The organism is Thermogutta sp., from assembly GCF_039793925.1.
In the GTDB taxonomy this organism is placed as follows: domain Bacteria; phylum Planctomycetota; class Planctomycetia; order Pirellulales; family Thermoguttaceae; genus Thermogutta.
On the sequence record NZ_JBAMME010000130.1, the window covers coordinates 133,730 to 154,168 of the forward strand.

Consider the following 20,439-nt stretch of genomic DNA (forward strand, 5'->3'; position numbering starts at 1 on the left):
GCTGAGCTTTAACGGCGACTGTGGGCTATGTCATCGACGACACCGAGGCGCTCTCAAGAGTTCTTCATCGCAATTGACTGTAAGAAGTGCAAGGAGCAAGAACGATGAACACACGCCGTGACTTTCTCTGCCAGATGGGAGCTTTGGGCACATTGGCGCTCGGTCGCAGTAGCTTTGTCTGCCTGGCGGCTGAATCTCCTGCGGTTTCCCACCAAGACATTTCAAGACACGTGCTGGCCTTCTACTACCCATGGTACGGCAATCCCGCGGCGGCTGGGGGAAGCCGGCGGTGGAGTCACTGGCGGGACATTGACGAGAACGCCAAAACGATTGGCTCGAGCACCCATTACCCGGAACTTGGCCCCTACGATTCCCACGACCCGAAGGTTATTCACCAGCACTGTCAGTGGGCGAAGGAAGCCGGGCTAACGGGTTGGATCGTCAGTTGGTGGGGACACGGCTCTTTCGAGGATCAGGCCACGCCGCGGATTCTGGATATTTCCGCTAAACATGGCCTGGCAGTGACCATCTACTACGAAACGATTCCCGGCCAGGCAAAAACGCCGGAAAGTGCAGCCAAAGATATCGTTCAGCTCCTGGAAAAATATGCTGCTCATCCGGCCTGGCTGCAGGTCGAGGGAAAACCGGTCGTCTTCATTTACGGGCGAGCGGTCGGCGAAATCGGTGTGGCGGCCTGGGCAGACGTCATCCAGTCGGTCAACAAATCCTTCAAGCGAGGAGCGATTTTCCAGGGCGACCAGTTCTCTCCCAAAGCGGCGGAGGTTTTCGACGGCCTCCATACCTATAACACGGCCGGGCACCTCCGCGGCAAGTCTCTCGAAGAGGTGAAGAGCTGGTGCGCCGAAACTTTCCCACGCTGGGTCAAGCTCGCCCGGGATGCCGGTCGAATCAGTTCCCTCACAGTCATCCCGGGATACGACGACACCAAGATCCGTAAACCCGGTCTCAAAGTCGAACGCTACGAAGGGCAAAGTTACATAGTTCAATGGGAAGCTGCCATTGCTGCCGAGCCGGACTGGGTTCTCATCACTTCCTGGAACGAGTGGCACGAAGGCAGCGAGATTGAGCCGTCAGTGGAACACGGGCGGAAGTATCTCGAATTGACCCAGAAGATGACGGCGCGGTTCATCAGACGCGTCTGACACGGTCAGTGGACGTCTCGTTCCCTTCCCTTTTTGGAAACGTCCACCCAAATACTTTTCAAAGGATGAATGTCAAGGACGTTGCCGTAATATCCGTGCACATACGGCCGAACCATCGCTCGGGTAACGGGAAAATAGAGCGGCAAGATGGGCATCTCTTGAAGAAGGATTGTTTCCGCCTCTCCAAAATAAGCCAATCGACGCTGTTCGTCCACTTCCACCTGGGCTTGCGAAATAAGCCGATCATACTCGGCGTTGCTCCAGCGTCCATGATTGTTGGGATTGCCCGTGGTCATCATTTCCAGGAAAGTATTCGGATCGAGATAGTCAGCAATCCACCCTGCCCGGGCCACCCAAAATTCGCCCTGTCGCCGGCTAGCTAAATACCGGGCCCAATCCTGATTTTGAAGCCGCACGTTGATCCCCAGGTTTCTTTTCCATTGCGCTTGAACAAGCTCGGCAATCGCCTGATGCGATTCGTGCGTGTTGTAAAGGATTTCGATCTTGGGAAAGCCCTTGCCACCGGGATATCCAGCCTCGGCAAGCAGCCGGCGAGCCGCTGCGGGATCGTAGTCCGGCATCTGCGGTGGCTGGTAGGGTATGTACTTCGCAATCGACGAGGGAACAAAGCTTAGGGCAGGCTCCTGGCCGGTTTGAAGAATTCGGTTAATGATTTCCCGTTTGTCGATGGCCAGGCCCAGAGCCCGACGTACCCGGAGATCATCCAGAGGCGGCCGACGTGTATTGACGATGTAATACTCCACCGCCAGATAGGGGGCAGGCTGAAAGTCGCTTCGCTTCTGTCGCAAGAGTTCTCCCACAACTTCGTTGGGAACCACGGGAATCCAGTCGGCAGCACCGGTCATGTACAGATTGAGCCCCGTGATAGCCGATTCTGCGGCCAGCACGTCGACTGTATTCAGCCGAACATTTTCGCGATCCCAATACCATGGATTCTTCACCAAACGAATCCGATCGCGAATCCGGCGGTACTGGAGCATGAATGGCCCATTCGAGACGATATTTTCCGGTTTGGTCCAGGCAGGATAACCGTATTTTTCAACGCAGTGCCGTGGCACCGGCATCATCGGAAAAAATCCAATGATTTGAAGAAAGTACGGTACCGGATGGTTGAGTGTCATCTGAAGCGTGAACCGATCCAGCACCTTGATCCCCACATGCTCAAAGTCGAAAAGTAACCACCGATAAGCACGTGCGCGCGGATCGCGCGGTGGCTGGCCTTCTCGCTCGGGTTTCTGAAAATATTCTTTGCGGCCATTAATCTCCACCACATAAACCGGCGATGTCTCAGCTTGATTCTCGTTCGTTCCGGTCGGCCCAAGTTCAATGGCGACGATCCTGCCTCGAAGAATCACACCGGATGCGTAAGGGCGGGCTCCCGGCGGCTTTTCTTCCAGTTCGATCTCGACGGGATCACCCACCTGGACCTGGCCAGAGGTGTACTTTTCCGCATTGACCACGTACCACAACTCGTAGGCATATTCCGAGGCCGTTTCCGGATGGAGGAGGCGGCGGAAAGACCAGTGAAAATCCTCCGCCGTTATCGGCGTGCCATCCGACCAGTAAGCGTTCTTGCGAAGATGAAATGTGTAGACCCTTTTGTCTTCGGAAATCTCCCAACTTTCAGCCACCCCCGGACGGGGCGCCAACGTTTTGGGGTCGTAGGTGGTCAGCCCTTCAAAAATCGCCCAAACCACCCTGCCCTCCGGCTGGCCGGTCACAAGGGCTGGGTCAACCGTTTTGATTTCCGTTCCGTTGCAGAAGGAAAAATCTGCTGGCGGTTCTCCGGGCCTCCAGAATGCCCAAACCAAACCGATCACCCCAAGGACAATCACACCATAGGCGACGATGAATCGGCCAGTCATACTATGCTGGGGAATTTAGAGATGTTGTCAAAACTACCTATAAACTCATGCCGGAGGGTGACTTTTATGTTTCCCGACAGTTTTCCCGGACCTGCCAGCCGGTGCCCCATTCCAGCAGAGCTCGTCTTCCAAGCGACGTGTTCCACCAATGAGTTCTCCAAGAAGTTCGGGTTGTCCATGGTCTTCATTAGCCACCCCAACGGCCTGACATTACCAGGCGTCTGATGTGGTTCACCATGGCCTGTGCGGCGCGGGCCCGGTGGCTGAGACAACTTTTCACCGCAAGCCCCAGCTCGGCAAATGTCCGGTGATACTCAGGAATTTCAAACACCGGATCGTAGCCAAATCCGTGCACACCCCGCGGGGCATCAGTGATTCTTCCGCGACACACTCCCGTCGCTTCGGCCACAATCTCTCCGGTTGGGTCCGCCAGGACCATGTGGCAGACGAACTGAGCGGTCCGGCGCTCAGTGGGAACGTCTTTCAGCCGCTGGAGCAAGAGTTCAATATTTCTTCGGTCGTCCCGTGGTTCGCCGGCGTACCGCGCGGACAGAACTCCTGGTTCTCCCCCCAGCGCATCCACCACCAGTCCGGCATCCTCTGCAAGCACCCATTGTCGGATGGCCCGAGCATAGCCCACCGCTTTAAGGCGGGCGTTCTCCGCAAAAGTCTTTCCCGTCTCTTCAACTTCCGGAATTCCAGAAAACTCTGCCAGGGATCGCCAGACCACCGGAGTGTCGGCGAGAAGCTCTTGAAGCTCTCGCACCTTATGGTTGTTTCCTGTGCCCAAAACGCCTGTGGGTGGTGTCATACCTGTTTCACAACTTTGTGTTGCTTGACAGTGCCCATTGTGACAGTCGCTCGCAGATCACCGAATCCGCCAAATCAGAAAATACATTTTTGCCAAATTTTGTTCGGTATGACAAATTGGGGGCGCGTCGCCCTTACGTTTTCTCTCATGGTAACAGAACCTGCCCCTGGGAGCAGACATCGGCGATGGGAGTCGAACAGGTCCTACCATCACATGAAAACGAGACCGCGAGCCAGTCGGGTGCTTGCAATCTTGCTTCGGTAGGATTATCCTATCCGCGTTATCCTTTCTTCCAAGACTGTGCAAATGTCGGGAGAGACTTGAAAGGCCCTATTTTCCTAATTACGATGGCCTTTAGACTTGTGAGGGTCGGGTTTTCTTCCCGATGGCAACGGGTGGCTGGGATGTGGCGACACCGCCCGAGCGGGTGCAGTGAGCTGCGTCTGGAAGAAAGCAACCGAAGGGATCACTGTTCGGACAGGATGTGGGCGTTTGGCACCGGTTAATTGTGGGAATTATTCTGCCTCGGGAGTGAGTTCAATGTTACGGACAATCCTTTGTGGGCTCGCGGCAGCGTTTGCTGTCGGTGCCGCATCACTGATGGCGCAGGACAGCATTCTCAGTCAGCTCTACGGTCAAGGCGTGCATAAGTATTTTGCTCGGGATTATTCCGGCGCCTTCGAAGCTTTTAACTCCGCCATCGAGAATGGGAGTGACGATCCTCGCTGCTATTATTTTCGCGGCCTCACCTATCTCCAACTGGGGCGAGAAGATGAGGCGAAGGAGGACTTCAAAAAGGGGGCCGAACTGGAGATGAAATCTGCCACGAAGTTCTTTAACGTGAGTCGGGCCTTGCAACGGATTCAGGGACGTCAGCGACTTCTTATCGAGGAATACCGGACGCAAGCCCGACTGACAGTGATGATGGAGTTGGAAAAACAGCGGCGAGCACGCTACGAAGAGCTGCGACGGGAAGAGGCCCGGGTGCTTGACCGCTCCGCGCCACCAGTGGGCATTCCTCAGGTGAGTGCGCCCGCCGAAGTTTCCCCGGCACAACCTGCCGCGCAACCCGCACCGCCCGCCCCAATGGAGCCGGCAGCACAAGCTCCCGCGGCCACACCACCAGCGCCGCAAGCAACTCCGCCGGCTTCCCCGCCGCAGCAGCCAGCCGCTCCCCCGGCTCCAGCGCAAGAGAATCCCTTCAGCACGGAACCCGCTCCGGCCGCACCCCCGCAACGGGCTCCTCAACCGCCTGCACAACCCCCCGCCAACGAGAATCCCTTCGCCACCTGAACCGTTTGGCTAGGTACAGCTTGCCAAAATAAAACAAATGGAGGCGTCAAGCGGCTACCCCGTTTGACGCCTTTTTTGCCGTCAAAGCCACATCATTCGCCAATTAGCGGGAACCCGTATAACGTAAGCAAGTCGGGCTGCCCTCCCTTCAAAAAGTGGAGTCCACGTTGGAACTGCCTCTCCTTCAAACGTTTCTCCGCGGTATCCCGCTTTGCTCACTCGCAGAGCACGTCAGAATCCCCGAGCAGCGCGGATATCGTCGAAATCTCGCAGATGATAGCCGATTCCCACATAGTCAAGGAGGCGGCAGAGACTCCGCAGAGCGACGCCCATTCCGTCCGGCCCACTGAATCCGCCGAACTGGCCGCCACCTTTCACGTGTGGCTCCAGGTCCAAGAAGACGCCTGGCACACCGAACGGGCGAAGGCGGGCCTCCAACTCGGGAATATAGGAAGCGAAATCGCGCAAGATGACTTCGTGACCGCTGTCACCGAGGTGAACAGGGACAAAGTTCTTAAGCATGTCCTCGTCCACATGGCCCCCTTTCGCATCACGTTGGGGCCGCCGATAGTCCTTAATGTGCATCCATCCGAGGCCCGGCTTCATGGCGAGGTACTGGTCGTAAATCTCGGCGGCCGTGTATCCCTGCACAACAAGATTGGCGCCGTCGAAAACGAGAACCAGCGACGGATGCTGTAACTTCTGGTAGATTTCCGCAAGCAGATAACCATTCTGTCCGACCAGATTCGCTTCCACCTCCAAGCCGAAAATCAACCCAGCATCCCGACACACGTCCGCAATCCTGCCCAATCGATCGATGACTTCGTTAAGGTACGGGTGGGGATCCTCTCCCTTTGGATGGTAGAAAGAAAAGCCGCGAATGAGTTTGGTCCCCAAGGTTTGAGCCAGTTCGCACGCCCGGCGGACATCCTCCTGAAGATACTTGTCAAACGGGACGTAAACGTTTTTCGTCCCATCCTCTACATCCTTCAGCTTGATCTTGCCGATCGGCGAGCCCAGTGAGGACACCTGCAAACCATAATCCTTCTGAAGTTGACACACCTCTTTTACCTCATCGGGCGTCAGTTTCATCACGTTCTTCACACCCTGGCCGACATCGATGAAACGGATACTGTAATAGGACAGCCCGAGGGCCGAGAAAGCGACAAACTGCTCGACGGCAGTTTTATTGATCGCGGCTTCGTCGGCAAATCCGGAGAGAATCACTCGGGGAGGCACACCCGTAGCCATGGTTAGTTCCTCGTCTCCTTTGTTAACTGCGCGAAAAACCAGATGTGTCACAATAACTTCGCACCTCGCCCTGACTGCGCGTTTGCCCGCAAAGGGTCTCGCGCACGACCGCCGGATGGTGCTATTGTGGTGGACCCTCGTAGGCGTGACAACCCCCTCGCGAAGCGGACGCCATTATTGACAGCCGTTTTCTTCACTCCTAGAATCAAGCGGAATTGATCAGTGTGGTGGTGTTGAATTCTTGGTCATTCTTCCGAACCAATGCGGAAGGGAGGTGCAGCTCATGTCGCAAGCCGGGATTGTTAATGTGATGAAGGAAACCCGGGTATTTCCGCCGCCACCCGAGTTTTCGGCAAAGGCCCGCATAAAATCTATGGAACAATATCGTGAAATGTGGCAACGGGCCAAAGACGATCCAGAGGGCTTCTGGGGCGAGTATGCCAAAGAGCTCCATTGGTTCAAGCCGTATGAAAAAGTTCTGGAATGGAACGAACCGTTCGCTACCTGGTTCAAAAACGGCCAAACAAACGTCTCTTACAATTGCCTCGACGCTCATCTGAACACATGGCGGCGCAACAAGGTCGCCTATATCTGGGAAGGCGAACCGGGGGATGTCCGCGTCCTCACATACGAAATGCTTCATCGGGAGGTATGCAAATTCGCCAACGTCCTCAAAAACCTGGGAATTCAGAAGGGGGACCGCGTTTCCATTTACATGCCGATGGTCCCCGAATTGCCTATCGCCATGCTAGCCTGTGCGAGAATTGGAGCAATCCACTCGGTGGTGTTCGGAGGTTTCGCCGCAGAGGCATTGGCCGAACGGAATAACGACGCCCAGGCCAAGCTTTTGATCACGGCGGACGGAGGATGGCGCCGCGGCAAGATCATCCCGCTGAAAGAAAACGCCGATCGGGCCATGGAAAAGTCCCCCACCGTTCAGAAGTGCGTTGTCCTCAAGCGGACGGGGCAGGACATCAACATGGTAGCTGGCCGCGACTTCTGGTGGCACGAACTCATGAAGGATGCCTCGGCGAACTGCCCGGCCGAACCGATGGACAGTGAAGCGCCCCTCTTCCTTCTCTACACGAGCGGTTCCACTGGGAAACCGAAAGGTGTTAAGCACACGACGGCGGGCTACAACCTCTATGCTAAGAAGACCATGGAGTGGGTCTTCGATATTCGCGACGAGGATATCTATTGGTGCACGGCAGATATTGGCTGGATCACCGGGCACACATACATCGTTTACGGTCCTCTCACCGCCGGTGCCACCACTGTCATGTATGAAGGCGCTCCCGATTGGCCTGCGTACGATCGGTGGTGGGATATTATCGAACGGTACAAGGTGAATATCCTCTACACGGCTCCCACCGCGATCCGAACGTTCATCAAATGGGGTGATGAGCATGTAGAGAAGCACGACCTATCCAGCTTGAGGCTGCTGGGGAGTGTCGGTGAAGGTATTAATCCAGAAGCGTGGATGTGGTACTACGAGAAGATCGGTGGCGGACGGTGCCCCATCGTGGACACCTGGTGGCAAACCGAGACCGGCGGGATCATGATCTCTCCGCTGCCGGGCTGCACACCGCTGAAACCCGGAAGCGCGACATTCCCCCTGCCCGGTGTGGTCCCAGAAGTGGTCAGCGAGGACGGCAAACCGGTGCCGGTGGGCGTCGGTGGCTGGTTGGTCATCACGCAACCGTGGCCGGGGATGCTCCGCGGGATCTGGGGTGATGACGAACGCTACAAACGGCAATACTGGTCCGATGTGCCCCATAAATATCTGGCCGGAGATAACGCACGGATTGACGAGGATGGCTACATTTGGATCATGGGCCGCATCGACGATGTGCTCAATGTGTCCGGTCACCGCTTGAGCACGATCGAAATCGAAAGTGCCCTGGTCAGCCATCCGGCAGTGGCCGAGGCAGCGGCCGTCGGCCGTCCGCACGAAATCAAAGGCGAAGCCATCTGCGCTTTCGTGACGCTTGCTGAAGGGTATGAACCCTCCGACGCTCTGCGCCAGGAATTGAAGAAGCACGTGCGGGAACAAATCGGGCCGCTGGCGGTCCCCGACGATATCCGCTTCACAACCGCTCTGCCTAAGACTCGGAGCGGCAAGATCATGCGGCGGCTGCTGCGTGATATCGCAGCGGGTCGTGAGACCGTAGGCGACACGAGCACGCTGGAAGATTACAGCGTCCTCGCCCGACTGCGTGCCGGCGAAGAATAATGCATCAGTCTGCCGATTGCATACCGGCCCCAGAATTAGGGACCTGCCGGCAGCGCTATTCACACCTCCGGGTGTAGCAGTACACCGGAGACCCTCGAGCTAGCCAATTTGGCACTGGGGACTGCGAAAATGGCAGTCCCCGTTTTTTTTGAATTACCATCCCCGCGGGAGAATGACCGCCACTCGTATGGGGGCAGCTTTCATTCGCTCGGCGTCTCGACCGGGGAACATAGGCGCTATAGGAAACATAGAACAAAGATAAAGATATTGGGCAATCTGAAGCGGGGCGTCGCATCACACTCTTAATCGCATGACATTTGCTTGACCGCGCAACGCCCGCATTTTCTCGATAACATCGCGGTGTTCCTCTTTTTCGCTGTTTGCCTGGTGGTGTGCACGTCCGTTTCTGTCGAGTGGTAAGCTCGATAGCGATGAGACGTTCGACACAGCGGTCTTCTGGCACAATTCTGCTCGTATTTGAACGTCACCGCAGGTCCAACCAAGGGGGCTCCCTGCGGGCTCCCATTAGTCACAGGGCCCCCACGGCTTTGTCCTTTGCAGTTCGCACCGTTCTCTCGGACCTTCAGAAATGAAATTGGAGGAGGAACGTTTATGCGAATTGCTCAAATTGCTCCCCTGTTCGAAAGCGTGCCACCACAACTTTATGGCGGCACGGAGAGAGTCGTTTCGTATCTGACAGAAGAACTCGTCCGGCAGGGTCACGAAGTGACACTGTTCGCCAGCGGCGGTTCGTCACATCGGCGGAACTCGTCCCCTATATTGATCGTGCGATTCGTTTGAATCCACGAATCAAGGAGCCTCTACCGTACATGCTCATGCAATTGGAGCGTGTGCGGCAGCGAGCCAGCGAGTTTGATATTCTTCATTTCCACGTCGACATGATTCACTTTCCTTTGTTCCGTGATAGTGCACATAAGGCCGTCACGACGCTTCACGGCCGATTAGACCTTCCGGATCTGAAACCGTTTTACTGGGAATTTCAGGACATGCCCTTGGTTTCCATCTCGAACGATCAGCGGCGGCCAATCCCCTTTGCCAACTGGGTAGCCACGGTTTACCATGGTTTGCCTTCGGACGTGTGCCTCTTCAACCCAAATCCGAAGGGAGATTACGTGGCGTTTCTGGGACGGATTTCCCCGGAGAAGCGCCCGGATCGTGCTATTGAGATTGCCCGGCGTGCGGGCATGAAACTTAGGATTGCTGCCAAGGTGGACAAGGCCGACTGGCAGTATTTCCGGGAATGCATCGAGCCTCTGCTGTCACAACCCCATGTGGAATTCATCGGCGAAATTGGCGAGAGCGAAAAATCCGAGTTTCTCGGCAATGCACTGGCGCTTGTCTTCGCAATCGATTGGCCGGAACCGTTTGGACTGGTGATGATCGAGTCCATGTCCTGTGGAACTCCGGTGATTGCCTGGCGTTGTGGTTCGGTGCCGGAGGTGATTGATCCGGGAATCACGGGCTGGATTGTGGATTCGATCGACGCAGCCGTGGACGCACTCAAACACGTGGAGCGACTCGACCGGTACGCGGTGCGGCGGCAATTTGAGGAACGATTCACTGTCCAGCGCATGGCTGCCGATTACCTCGCCGTGTACAACCGCCTGCTTGAAGCCGGTGACAAAGCGGGCGAAGCTGTCCTGGCACGGATTTGACAACTCTGACGCAAACATCTGGGGAGTCATCGATGAGCACAGGAGTCTGGCCCTTCAAGGAGACCGCCGTTCCGGAGTTCTACATCCCCGCCACAAGTTCGCTCTTTGAACGGCGTCCCCGGACGCTCAAGCATGGCGACACGTTCGCCATGTTCGACCATTACGGGGACATCGTGGTGGGGGATCGAACTCCGGAGGGCATTTATCATCTTGACACACGGTTTCTCTCCCGCCTGATCCTAAAAATCGAGGGGCAGCGACCGCTTTTACTCAGCTCCACTGTTCAGCGAAATAACGCTCTGTTGAACGTCGACTTAACCAATCACGACGTTTTCCAGGATCACACCCTCGTCTTGCCCAAAGGGGCCATCCACATCCGCAGGTCCAAGTTCCTGTGGCAAACCGCATGCTATGAGGTCCTCACTCTGAGGAACTTCGACACGGTGGAGCACACTTTCGCACTGACGCTGGAATTCGGCGCGGACTTCGCCGACCTTTTTGAAGTTCGAGGATTCCAGCGCGAAAAAAGGGGCCACGTGGAGGCACACGTGGAAGACGCCTGCCGGCTCCGATTTATCTATCACTCACTCGATGGGCTGCCCCGGTCTACAGTGGTCACCTTTGATCCGGCGCCCGATCGCCTGACGACGACAAAATCTCAGTTTGCGCTGCGACTTGGTCCGAAAGAACGCTGCCGAATCAAGGTCACCGTCGAATGTCAGGTTGACAACCAGGCAACACACCAACGGGATTTTGCCCGAAGCGTCCGTCGAGCCCGACGGGCTCTCCTTGACGCGGCAGAGCGGGCGGCCGTTTTGGAAACGTCCAACGAAACGGTGAACGAAATCCTCTGCCAGTCGATGGCGGACCTGACCATGCTCGTCACGGACACGCCGTGGAAGCCGTATCCCTATGCGGGCATCCCGTGGTATTCCACAGCTTTTGGCCGAGACGGCCTCATCACTGCCATTGAGATGCTCTGGATCGACCCAGAAATCGCCCGTGGCGTATTGAATTTTCTTGCGGCGCATCAGGCCACTCACGACGATCCGCGAGCGGATGCGGAACCGGGGAAGATTCTACAAGAAATGCGGCAGTGTGAGCTGGCGCGACTGGGGGAGATCCCCTTCGGACAATACTACGGATCGGTGGACGCCACGCCGCTTTTCATCATTCTTGCCGGACTCTACTGGCATCGCACCAATGACCGTCCAACGCTGGAAGCCCTTTGGCCCGCCGTCTGCCGGGCTTTCGACTGGATCGAAAACTACGGCGACCGCGATGGGGATGGGTTTGTGGAATACTACAGTCGGGCAAGCAGCGGTCTGACCAACCAGGGGTGGAAAAATTCCGGCGACGCCATCTTTCACGCCGACGGCCGACTTGCTCAACCTCCCATCGCACTGGTGGAAGTTCAGGGCTACGTGTACTTGGCCTACGATCTCGGCGTTCGGCTGGCCACCGAGATGAACGATCTGGTACTTGCAGTATCGCTGGAGGAGAAAAAAGAAAAATTGCGGAATCGCTTTGAGGCGGCCTTCTGGTGCGATGACCTCGAATTTTACGCTCTGGCGCTCGATGGCAACAAAACACCTTGTCGTGTCCGCACATCCAACGCCGGCCAGCTTTTGTTTACCGGCTTACCGTGCCCGGACCGCGGTCAAAAAGTAGTTCGATCGCTCTTCAACTCCGACATGTTCAGCGGTTGGGGTATTCGCACCGTCAGCCGAAAAGAAATTCGCTACAATCCGGCCTCTTATCACAATGGCTCGGTTTGGCCCCATGACAACGCCCTGATCGGCCTGGGGCTTTCGCGCTACGGCTTCAAAGAGGAACTGACGCGATTGACGACGGCCATCTTAACTGCAGCCTCCCACATGGATTTGCGACGCCTTCCAGAGCTTTACTGCGGCTTTCAAAGGGAGCGCGATAAAGGGCCGACACTCTATCCGGTGGCATGCGCACCCCAGGCCTGGGCAGCAGCAGCACCGTTTGCCCTCCTGGGCGCCTGCCTGGGCGTGGACTTCAGTCCTGCGACTAACACCGTGCGACTTGTTCACCCTCGGCTTCCGCCATGCCTCGACTGGTTGACCATCCGCAACCTGCGACTCGGTCGGCCACGAATGGACATCTTTCTCCAACGGCATGGTGATACCGTGGCCGCGCACGTCCTAAAACGGGAAGGGCCCGTAGAACTGGAGGTCATCCTCTGACGACCTGCTGAATGGTGCAGAATCATAATGGACCGCCGGGAGTCGCTGCGGTCCTCAAGCTCGCTGCCGGCTCATGTCCTGCCACCGGATTTGTCAGCCTGCCAATCCCCTCGATCTCCACCTCCACAACATCGCCTGCTTTCAGAAACACCGGAGGATTTCTGGTAAAGCCGACACCGCCAGGCGTTCCTGTGAAGATAAGATCGCCGGGCTCCAGCGTGCAGACACGGGACACGTACGCAATAAGCCGCGGAATTGAGAAAATGAACTGACTGGTCCGCGAATCCTGCATAACGTTGCCATTGAGAATGAGCCGAATACGCAGATCGTGCGGATTCTCGATTTCGTCCTTTGTCAGCAGGTGCGGTCCTGTGGGAGCGAATGTGTCAAAGGATTTACCGAGCAGCCACTGGCCACCGGGCTTTTTGAGCTGCCAGTCCCGTGCCGACACATCGTTGCCGCACATGTATCCCGCCACGTAATTCCTGGCTTCCTGCTCTGGAATTCGTCGGCCACTCCGCCCGATGACAACGACCAGTTCCGCCTCATAATCCACCTCGTTAGAGTCGGCCGGCAAATGGATAGTTTCCCCCGGCCCGATGATGGCGGTGGGAAATTTATTAAAAATGACTGGCTCAGGGGGCGGTGTGGCGCCCGTTTCGGCGGCGTGGTCTGCGTAGTTGAGTCCCACACAGATAATCTTTCGGGGCATGGGAATTGGAGCCGTCAACCGTACAGTCCCGGCCAGTGCCTTGCCTCGCTCCAGCACCCTCTTGAGAAAGGGCCAGGCATCTTCGCCCATGGCGAGGACAGCGCCAAGATCTGTGGGCAGTGCCGGTTCATTTTGATGGAGATCAACGATTTCGCCATCACGGACAATGGCTGCGCGAGGCCCGTCTGGGCTGGCGTAGGAAACTAACCGCATGACCAAACCTCTCTCAAGCGATGGGTTCCTTCTTTTCTTTGTGCTCAGTACCGCGCGATTCGTACGAGTATATCAGGCCATCCCGAAATATCCAGGCGCTTTTAACGACCTACCAATCGTGTCGCTGCTTTTGCAAGCTGTTCGTCGGCGCAATAAAAAACCCGGCGGAGTTCGCATCTCCACCGGGCCTGCGGGAAACTCCCGCCTTCATGCGGCTTCCCACAAAGGTGCTGGACTCACGGGCTGCTGGCCGCTGGAGAGGCGGGCGAATCCTGCGCCGAAGCCCCCGCAGAACCAGCTTCGGCGCCTGAGACGTTTTCGGCCGGCTGGGCGGGCTGAGCTGGGGCGCCCGATTCACCAGCAGATGGGGCAGCCTCCTGGCCGGGAGCAGCCGATTCAGACTTCTTTTCAGCTTCGGCTTTGGCCTTTTCCGCTTCCGCCTTCATGGCCTCTGCTTCTTTACGGGCTTGCTCCACCGCCGCTTTTTCCTTCGCCAGATCGGCCTTGGCTGCCTCAAGCTTTTGCTGCTCCGCCTGGAGCGCCTGCTGGGCCTTGGCCAGATCGGCTTTCGCCGCTTCAACTTTGGCCATTTCGGCCTTGGCCTGATCCATGAGGGCCTGAGCCTCCGCCTTCATCTTTTCGGCTTCGGCTTTGGCCTGATTAGCTGCCGCAACGTCGGCTTTGGCTTTAGCGGATGCGGCCTCTGCCTCTGCTTTCGCCTTAAGTGCCGCTTCCGTCTCCTGCCGGATCTTTTCGAGGGCCTTGGCAGCTTCCTCACGAACGGATGCGAGGGCCTTTTCCACGGCGGCTTTCACAGCCTCGGCCTCCTTTTTAGCAGCTTCCGCGGCAGCCTTAGCCTCTTCCGCCTCCTTTTTGGCCTGTTCGGCCTTGGCCCGTTCCTCCTGGAGCGCCACTAAGGCGGGATTCACCCGGCGACATCGCAGCCTCGCCAACAGCCCTGGGCCAGGGCGAAACAGCCCGGCGCTCGCCATCTCCGCGGTTAGCGCCAGCAAGACTACGGCGCCCACCGCTCCCACGGCAACTTTGCGCATCATCGGTCTTCCTCCTTTTATCTAACCGGACGACCCATCCAGAAAGCCGGAAGGACCACCCTTTCCGGCCAACACCCTTCGCGTGTCAAAGCGATGCCCGGGAACGTTTGGTCGCCACCGAAAGGACAGTAATACCAACCTCACGGCGAGAAACGACTCTCCCGGAAACAGTGAAAGACTCATGAACTCATCTGGGGACTTCCCCCTGCCCGGTTATCTATGATAATTCGTTTTTGTTGCAGTTGCACGGCTCGCAAGTTGAAACCATCCCCTGAGGACTCACACCATGAGGTTGTGCAAGTTTTGCGTTGCTGCTGCGGCCCTGATCGGGCTTGGCCAGGTTGTCACTCCACCGACCGCGTTGAAAAATGCTCACGCGGACGATTGGCCTCAATGGCGGGGGCCCAACCGCGATGGCGTTTGGCGGGAAACAGGGATCATCGATCGCTTCGACAGCCCGGAAATCAAACTGCGATGGAAGGCCAAGATATCCGGCGGATATTCAGGACCGACGGTCGCTGATGGCCGGGTGTTTGTTACAGATCGTGTTACGGACCCTGAAGAGCAGGAACGCGTGTTGGCGTTCGATGCCCGCACGGGAGCACTCCTGTGGGTATACTCCTACCCCTGCTCCTATAAAAATGTCACCTATCGGACTGGTCCACGAGCGTCTGTCACAATTCATGAGGGGCTGGCCTACGCGCTGGGAACCATGGGCCATCTCCATTGCCTGGAGGCCGCCACGGGAAAAGTGGTCTGGAAGAAGATACCGAACGTAGACTGGGAGGTCCGCGTGCCCACCTGGGGAGTGGCCGCGGCTCCGCTGGTAGTGGGCGACCTACTCGTCGTGCAGATTGGGGCACGCCAGGGTTGTGTTGTGGCGATGGATCGAAGGACCGGAGAATTTCGCTGGAGCGCGCTGGAGGATGAGGCGTCCTACTCGGCTCCGATCCTCATACGTCAGGGACAGCACGATGCGGTTGTTGTGTGGACCGGTCAGCGACTGGCCGGATTGGAAGCCAGCACTGGTCGCGTCTTCTGGGAAGTACCGTTCACCCATCGCCGGTGGATTGACGCCATCATTTCGCCCGTGTTTGATCCCGCCACCAATCGCTTGTTCATCAGTTGTTTCGATGATGGGTCGCTCATGCTTCAGCTCGATCCGGAACACTTAACCGTGAAGAACCTTTGGTCCCGGAAAGGAAAGAACGAAATCGAAACGGATGCTCTCCATTGCCTGATGTCAAGTCCAATCCTGAAATTGAATTGGATTTACGGAGTGGACAGCTACGGACAGTTCCGCTGCCTGGACGCCAACAATGGAGATCGGATCTGGGAAAACACCACGTTAACGTCCCAGTTGCGCTGGGGCACACTTCATATGGTCCAGCAGGCCGATCGCGTGTGGATGTTCAACGATCAGGGAGAACTCATCATCGCGCGGCTATCACCACGCGGCGTCGAAGTGATTTCGCGTGCTCGGCTCCTGCGTCCCACCAGAGGACAGCTTCCCCGGGGTGAGGGTGTCACGTGGTCTCACCCGGCCTTCGCGGATCGACACGTATTTAACCGAAATGACGAGGAACTCGTCTGTGCTGATCTGTCGGCCGACGCTCAATGATCGCCTGCCACGCTGAGTCGCGACCCCAGGTGGCGTAGCCAATGACCGTCACCAAAAACCTGGGGACTCGAGCGTTACGAAAAGCTGTTTCTACGGCGGGTCGTGCTTCGCAGAGCCTCTTTCTCAAGCACTCGCGATCCATGATCTTCGGACCCGCAAGCACTGCCGAGCTTCAGATTGAATGGGCTGCTCCTGAAAGAGCTGCGGCCGCCCAGCCTGGCCTTTGAGTCGGCGTCAGTGTTGCGAGCCTCGGAGAAGCCCAGAGTCGCAATGAGTGTACGAGTTTTGCCCATCATCCTGTCAAATGACCTTTTCGACAACGGCGAAGCTCTCGGGTTTATAACAACAAGCAATCTCACAAAGCCACAACGGCCCATCACGTGTAAAGTTGTTAGCAGGAATATGTTGTATTTCTTTTCCGTGCATGCAGTGCAAATATTGCAAAGGCATTTTTTTCCTTCGGTTTTACGAAACCTCGCACGATCCAACGCGTTTACATTGTAGGGAAATTGGACTAGAATTTGGTTAGAGATAGGTCAACTCGCCTGCTCGCTCACGCCCGAAAAAGGCCCTCAAAACGGAACAGAAATAGACCCTCTTTCTCGTGAGCAGCATGCCGTAAAGGTTCCTCTGGGGAGGCTTTGCGCACGCGTTATGTTGTTTTTCTTAGTCTTCTGACTTTGGCAGTGTGATGCGGTATGGAGGTAGTTCCATGAAGAAGTCTTCACAAGTCTTGGTAAGTAAAGGGTTTACACTCGTCGAACTCCTTGTGGTGATCGCCATCATCGGGATTTTGATTGCTCTCCTATTGCCGGCTGTGCAAGCGGCACGGGAAGCAGCCCGCCGGAGCCAGTGCACCAACAACCTCAAACAGTTGGGGTTGGCCATTCACAATTTTCACGATGTGAACAACGTCTTTCCCATCGGTCAGCCGGACGATGACAACGACAACTATGCTTGGGGCGCCTACATTCTTCCCTATGTGGAACAGAAACAGATGTACGACACGCTGGTGAGTGGTGGCGCAGCCCTGGTGTATATCCCTGGAGGCGACAACCTCAAAGTCCATGGGGCCATTCGCCAGATTCCTGGAGTTTCCCCTGCATTGCCCACTGGTCACCCGGTGCGTAGCACCGACAGCTACGACTGGTGGACGCAGGTTCGCAACAACCACGGCAATCCGAGCGGTGCCAACAACCAAGGCGCCAAAACCATCATCAGCGTGTACATCTGCCCGAGCGACGTTCTCCCCAAGCAGGACAACAATGGCTACGGGAAGTCGAACTATTGCTGCTGCCTGGGTGGCGATACGCCCTGGTACATTCAATTGACCTCCGGTGGTGGTCCAAGCTGGTCGCAGCCCAACGGTGCTTCTGGCCAGAACGGAATGTTCCGCCTGGCGCAGACGAACGACTACCATTACGTGACAAGCTTTGCCGACCTCACGGACGGTTCCAGCAATGTGATCGCCATTGGTGAAGTGTCGGAGTCGGCTAACGTGACCCGCACAATGATCGACCGTGTGTTTCCGCTTTGGGCGGGAGGTAACAACGACTGGGCTGGCCAATGGCGGATTCCTTCCTGGGCCCGTGTCGCCGGTCAGTACACCCCCATCAACAGCAAAGATACGACGCCCGTCGCGGGCATCGCGCTTTCCGACTTCGCCTTCGGTAGCAAACATCCTGGCGGCGCCAACTTCCTGTTTGGCGACGGGTCTGTGCACTTCTTGTCCGAGACAATTGACACAGTCCTCTACGAGCGGCTAGCCGCCATCAATGATGGCAACCCAGTTCAGGTTCCATAACGCTCAGGGGCATCTCACAAAGCGATCGACAACCTGACGTTGTTCCGTTTAGACGTTCGGCCCAGCCTGATCAGGTTGGAACATTGAACAGTAAGAGGCGGGTGCAAAATGGCATCCGCCTTTGCTATTCCTTGATCGGGCGCGTTGCCAAATTCGCCCGGGTGTGATAGCTTGACTGCCAAGGCAGGTATTTGATCAGCTTGACGTTTAAGCGAGGCTGATCAGGTCAAAGTCTCACCATCGATCCGGTATGGAGGTGCTCTGACATGAAAGTACGATCACTCGTGACGGTATGGTTGGTATCGGTGGCCATTGGCCTTCTGGTTTTGGCCGGTTGTGGGCCAAAATCCGGCGCGGAGTACAAGGTGGCGCCAGTACGGGGCAAGGTGATCTATAACGGTCAGCCTGTGACGAGCGGCGGCATCCGTTTCCGTCCCATTGAGGTCCCCGGCGCTAAAGAGGGTTCGCTCGGCAAACCGGCCACAGGAGAGGTTAAAAGCGACGGGACCTTCGTCCTCAGCACGTATCGAGAGGGCGATGGCGCCGTGGTAGGCAAACATGAAGTCTCGTACATTCCCGTCTCCAAAGGCGCTGAGACGTACGAGGATAAACCCGAACCCTCTCCCTATGCCGGTTTGGTGCCCAAGGAAAAAGTGGTCGAAGTTAAGCCCGGTCAAAACGAAATCACCATCGAACTTGTGCCTATGCAGAAGTAACCCTGCGGCAAAACTGTCAGGGGTCTAAAGCAGTTCCAGACGGCTTGGGCCTTTAGAACCGGCTCACGCCGTCTTTTCTTTGGGAAATGCTTCGTGGTCAAACTTGCAGATTGGCAAATCTTCAGAAATTTCGAAAAAACATCGGTCCCGGATGAGTTCCGCAGCACTCACCCGGGACTGGCGAAACTCCAGGGGCCAGAAGCCGACAGCTAGGGAAAGTTATTCTGACCCCCGGCAATCAGATATCTGCATAGAGGCAGAATTCGTAGGGATGCGGACGCAAGCGGATGGCATCCACTTCGTTCGTCATCTTGTACCAGATCCAGGTGTCAATCACGTCTGGTGTGAACACATCCCCACGCAGCAGGAATTCGTGATCATTCCGCAGGGCGTTGAGTGCTTCCTCCAGCGACCCGGGCGTCTTGGGGATGTTTTCGAGCTCTTCTGGCGGAAGGTCGTAAATGTCCTTATCCAGCGGATCTCCCGGATGGATCTTGTTCTGGATCCCATCGATCATAGCCATCAACATGGCAGCAAAGGCCAGATACGGGTTACAAGACGGGTCGGGACATCGGAACTCGATCCGTTTGGCCTTTGGATTGGCACTGTACATGGGAATACGGATGGCCGCGGAACGATTTCTCTGGGAGTACGCGAGATTGACGGGGGCCTCGTAGCCCGGCACAAGCCGCTTGTAGCTATTGGTGGTTGGGTTTGTGAACGCACAGAGCGCCGGTGCGTGTTTCAACAGGCCACCGATCGCGTAAAGCGCCACATCGGACAGGCCAGCGTACCCGCTCCCCGCGAAAAGGGGCTGCCCTTTCTTCCACAGGGAGAGGTGCGTATGCATTCCGGAGCCATTGTCCCCAAAGATGGGCTTGGGCATAAAGACGGCCACCTTGTTATGCCGCCGCGCCACGTTCTTGACGATGTACTTGTAAATCATGACGCGGTCGGCTATAGTCACCAGTTCTTCGAACCGCAGGTCGATCTCCGACTGACCGGCCGTGGCTACTTCGTGGTGCTGGGCTTCTACGGGAACTCCGCATTCGATCATCAGATGCATCATTTCATTGCGGAGATTGAACATTTGGTCGGCCGGGGGCACCGGGAAATAGCCTTCCTTATGACGCAGCTTGTAGCCCAAATTGGGCTTTTCGTCCCGCCCGCGGTTCCATTCGCCTTCCACGCTGTCCACAAAGTAGTACCCGCAGTGCGAGGTCTGATCGTAGCGGATGTCGTCAAAGATGAAGAACTCCAACTCCGGACCGACGTAACAGGTATCTGCAATACCCAGGCTCTTCAGATAGTTGACAGCCTTGCGGGCAACATTCCGCGGATCCCGGGTGTAGTCCTCGCGGGTGACCGGGTCCTGAATGTTGCAAATCATCATGAGTGTGGGAATTTCAGCAAACGGGTCCAAAGCGGCTGTGTCTGGCTGAGGCAGGACCAGCATGTCGCTTTCGTTAATTCGTTGCCAACCCCGGATGCTGGAGCCGTCGAATCCGAGACCATCCTCGAACACATCTTCTGTGAGGGCGGTCACTGGAATCGTGAAATGCTGCCACACGCCCGGAAAATCCATGAATCGCAGATCAACAGATTTGACGCCTTTCTCCCGACAGAATGCGATAACTTCCTTGGGGGTCATAATTTCTCCTCATCTCGCTCTGGTAAATAGGGTGCCTGATCTCATGACGCCGAAAACCGAACTGTAGCGTCCCACTGACCCGGCCGCAGTCGGGACAACTCGATCTGAGCAGGTCTTATGCCAAACAACACAAGTCCTAGCAAA

The 20,439-nt window shown here is 56.6% G+C and carries 15 protein-coding genes; 9 read left to right on the forward strand and 6 right to left on the reverse strand.

Going from position 1 to position 20,439, the window contains the following annotated elements; translation table 11 throughout:
- The first annotated feature begins 104 nt into the window (after positions 1-104).
- The gene (locus ABJK56_RS05315) at positions 105-1,163 is read left to right on the forward strand and encodes a glycoside hydrolase family 99-like domain-containing protein (RefSeq protein WP_347243624.1); all 1,059 of its coding nucleotides are present in this window, start codon (positions 105-107) and stop codon (positions 1,161-1,163) included.
- Between the two features lie 5 nt (positions 1,164-1,168).
- Here ABJK56_RS05315 and ABJK56_RS05320 read toward each other — a convergent pair whose 3' ends face one another.
- Both ABJK56_RS05320 and rdgB read right to left on the reverse strand, forming a co-directional pair.
- Positions 1,169-3,049, reverse strand: a complete 1,881-nt coding sequence (locus ABJK56_RS05320; RefSeq protein WP_347243625.1) for a peptide ABC transporter substrate-binding protein — start codon at positions 3,047-3,049, stop codon at positions 1,169-1,171.
- A 187-nt stretch (positions 3,050-3,236) separates the two neighbouring features.
- Entirely contained in the window at positions 3,237-3,860 is a 624-nt protein-coding gene (gene rdgB, locus ABJK56_RS05325) for an RdgB/HAM1 family non-canonical purine NTP pyrophosphatase (protein ID WP_347243626.1), read from the reverse strand.
- A gap of 540 nt (positions 3,861-4,400) precedes the next feature.
- Between rdgB and ABJK56_RS05330 the strand changes: the two genes are divergently transcribed.
- Positions 4,401-5,153, forward strand: a complete 753-nt coding sequence (locus ABJK56_RS05330; protein ID WP_347243627.1) for a hypothetical protein — start codon at positions 4,401-4,403, stop codon at positions 5,151-5,153.
- A gap of 231 nt (positions 5,154-5,384) precedes the next feature.
- Here ABJK56_RS05330 and ABJK56_RS05335 read toward each other — a convergent pair whose 3' ends face one another.
- A complete protein-coding gene (locus tag ABJK56_RS05335; protein ID WP_347243628.1) occupies positions 5,385-6,404 on the reverse strand; it encodes a TIM barrel protein in 1,020 nt (339 codons plus the stop codon).
- 283 nt (positions 6,405-6,687) lie between these two features.
- Between ABJK56_RS05335 and acs the strand changes: the two genes are divergently transcribed.
- From acs to ABJK56_RS05355, 4 genes are all read left to right on the forward strand, one after another.
- On the forward strand, positions 6,688-8,637 hold the full coding sequence (gene acs, locus ABJK56_RS05340; protein ID WP_347243629.1) for an acetate--CoA ligase: 1,950 nt from the start codon (positions 6,688-6,690) through the stop codon (positions 8,635-8,637).
- 612 nt (positions 8,638-9,249) lie between these two features.
- The gene (locus ABJK56_RS05345) at positions 9,250-9,438 is read left to right on the forward strand and encodes a glycosyltransferase (RefSeq protein ID WP_347243630.1); all 189 of its coding nucleotides are present in this window, start codon (positions 9,250-9,252) and stop codon (positions 9,436-9,438) included.
- A 29-nt stretch (positions 9,439-9,467) separates the two neighbouring features.
- Complete coding sequence (locus ABJK56_RS05350) at positions 9,468-10,313, forward strand: glycosyltransferase family 4 protein (RefSeq protein ID WP_347243631.1); 846 nt, start codon at positions 9,468-9,470, stop codon at positions 10,311-10,313.
- A gap of 32 nt (positions 10,314-10,345) precedes the next feature.
- Positions 10,346-12,526 carry an amylo-alpha-1,6-glucosidase gene (locus ABJK56_RS05355; RefSeq protein ID WP_347243632.1) on the forward strand — a complete coding sequence of 727 codons (2,181 nt, stop codon included), beginning with the start codon at positions 10,346-10,348 and terminating at the stop codon, positions 12,524-12,526.
- A gap of 22 nt (positions 12,527-12,548) precedes the next feature.
- Here ABJK56_RS05355 and ABJK56_RS05360 read toward each other — a convergent pair whose 3' ends face one another.
- Both ABJK56_RS05360 and ABJK56_RS05365 read right to left on the reverse strand, forming a co-directional pair.
- A complete protein-coding gene (locus tag ABJK56_RS05360; protein WP_347243633.1) occupies positions 12,549-13,451 on the reverse strand; it encodes a fumarylacetoacetate hydrolase family protein in 903 nt (300 codons plus the stop codon).
- A 236-nt stretch (positions 13,452-13,687) separates the two neighbouring features.
- Complete coding sequence (locus tag ABJK56_RS05365) at positions 13,688-14,506, reverse strand: hypothetical protein (protein WP_347243634.1); 819 nt, start codon at positions 14,504-14,506, stop codon at positions 13,688-13,690.
- Between the two features lie 283 nt (positions 14,507-14,789).
- Here ABJK56_RS05365 and ABJK56_RS05370 point away from each other — a divergent pair, with 283 nt between their 5' ends.
- From ABJK56_RS05370 to ABJK56_RS05380, 3 genes are all read left to right on the forward strand, one after another.
- Positions 14,790-16,124: a PQQ-binding-like beta-propeller repeat protein gene (locus ABJK56_RS05370; protein ID WP_347243635.1), complete on the forward strand. Its 1,335-nt coding sequence runs from the start codon at positions 14,790-14,792 to the stop codon at positions 16,122-16,124.
- A 712-nt stretch (positions 16,125-16,836) separates the two neighbouring features.
- The gene (locus ABJK56_RS05375) at positions 16,837-17,928 is read left to right on the forward strand and encodes a DUF1559 domain-containing protein (protein ID WP_347243636.1); all 1,092 of its coding nucleotides are present in this window, start codon (positions 16,837-16,839) and stop codon (positions 17,926-17,928) included.
- 266 nt (positions 17,929-18,194) lie between these two features.
- Complete coding sequence (locus ABJK56_RS05380) at positions 18,195-18,644, forward strand: hypothetical protein (protein ID WP_347243637.1); 450 nt, start codon at positions 18,195-18,197, stop codon at positions 18,642-18,644.
- Between the two features lie 238 nt (positions 18,645-18,882).
- On the opposite strand, the gene glnA is transcribed toward ABJK56_RS05380, so the two are convergent.
- A complete protein-coding gene (glnA, locus tag ABJK56_RS05385; RefSeq protein ID WP_347243638.1) occupies positions 18,883-20,295 on the reverse strand; it encodes a type I glutamate--ammonia ligase in 1,413 nt (470 codons plus the stop codon).
- Positions 20,296-20,439: the final 144 nt, after the last annotated feature.

Bases quoted from the DNA above. Each gene is read 5' to 3' on its own strand.
- ABJK56_RS05375 (WP_347243636.1), top strand. From the start codon at position 16,837: ATGAAGAAGTCTTCACAAGTCTTGGTAAGTAAAGGGTTTACACTCGTC.
- ABJK56_RS05380 (WP_347243637.1), top strand. From the start codon at position 18,195: ATGAAAGTACGATCACTCGTGACGGTATGGTTGGTATCGGTGGCCATT.
- ABJK56_RS05330 (WP_347243627.1), top strand. From the start codon at position 4,401: ATGTTACGGACAATCCTTTGTGGGCTCGCGGCAGCGTTTGCTGTCGGT.
- ABJK56_RS05350 (WP_347243631.1), top strand. From the start codon at position 9,468: ATGCTCATGCAATTGGAGCGTGTGCGGCAGCGAGCCAGCGAGTTTGAT.
- ABJK56_RS05335 (WP_347243628.1), bottom strand. From the start codon at position 6,404: ATGGCTACGGGTGTGCCTCCCCGAGTGATTCTCTCCGGATTTGCCGAC.
- ABJK56_RS05360 (WP_347243633.1), bottom strand. From the start codon at position 13,451: ATGCGGTTAGTTTCCTACGCCAGCCCAGACGGGCCTCGCGCAGCCATT.
- ABJK56_RS05345 (WP_347243630.1), top strand. From the start codon at position 9,250: ATGCGAATTGCTCAAATTGCTCCCCTGTTCGAAAGCGTGCCACCACAA.
- ABJK56_RS05355 (WP_347243632.1), top strand. From the start codon at position 10,346: ATGAGCACAGGAGTCTGGCCCTTCAAGGAGACCGCCGTTCCGGAGTTC.
- rdgB (WP_347243626.1), bottom strand. From the start codon at position 3,860: ATGACACCACCCACAGGCGTTTTGGGCACAGGAAACAACCATAAGGTG.
- ABJK56_RS05315 (WP_347243624.1), top strand. From the start codon at position 105: ATGAACACACGCCGTGACTTTCTCTGCCAGATGGGAGCTTTGGGCACA.
- ABJK56_RS05370 (WP_347243635.1), top strand. From the start codon at position 14,790: ATGAGGTTGTGCAAGTTTTGCGTTGCTGCTGCGGCCCTGATCGGGCTT.
- ABJK56_RS05320 (WP_347243625.1), bottom strand. From the start codon at position 3,049: ATGACTGGCCGATTCATCGTCGCCTATGGTGTGATTGTCCTTGGGGTG.
- acs (WP_347243629.1), top strand. From the start codon at position 6,688: ATGTCGCAAGCCGGGATTGTTAATGTGATGAAGGAAACCCGGGTATTT.
- ABJK56_RS05365 (WP_347243634.1), bottom strand. From the start codon at position 14,506: ATGATGCGCAAAGTTGCCGTGGGAGCGGTGGGCGCCGTAGTCTTGCTG.
- glnA (WP_347243638.1), bottom strand. From the start codon at position 20,295: ATGACCCCCAAGGAAGTTATCGCATTCTGTCGGGAGAAAGGCGTCAAA.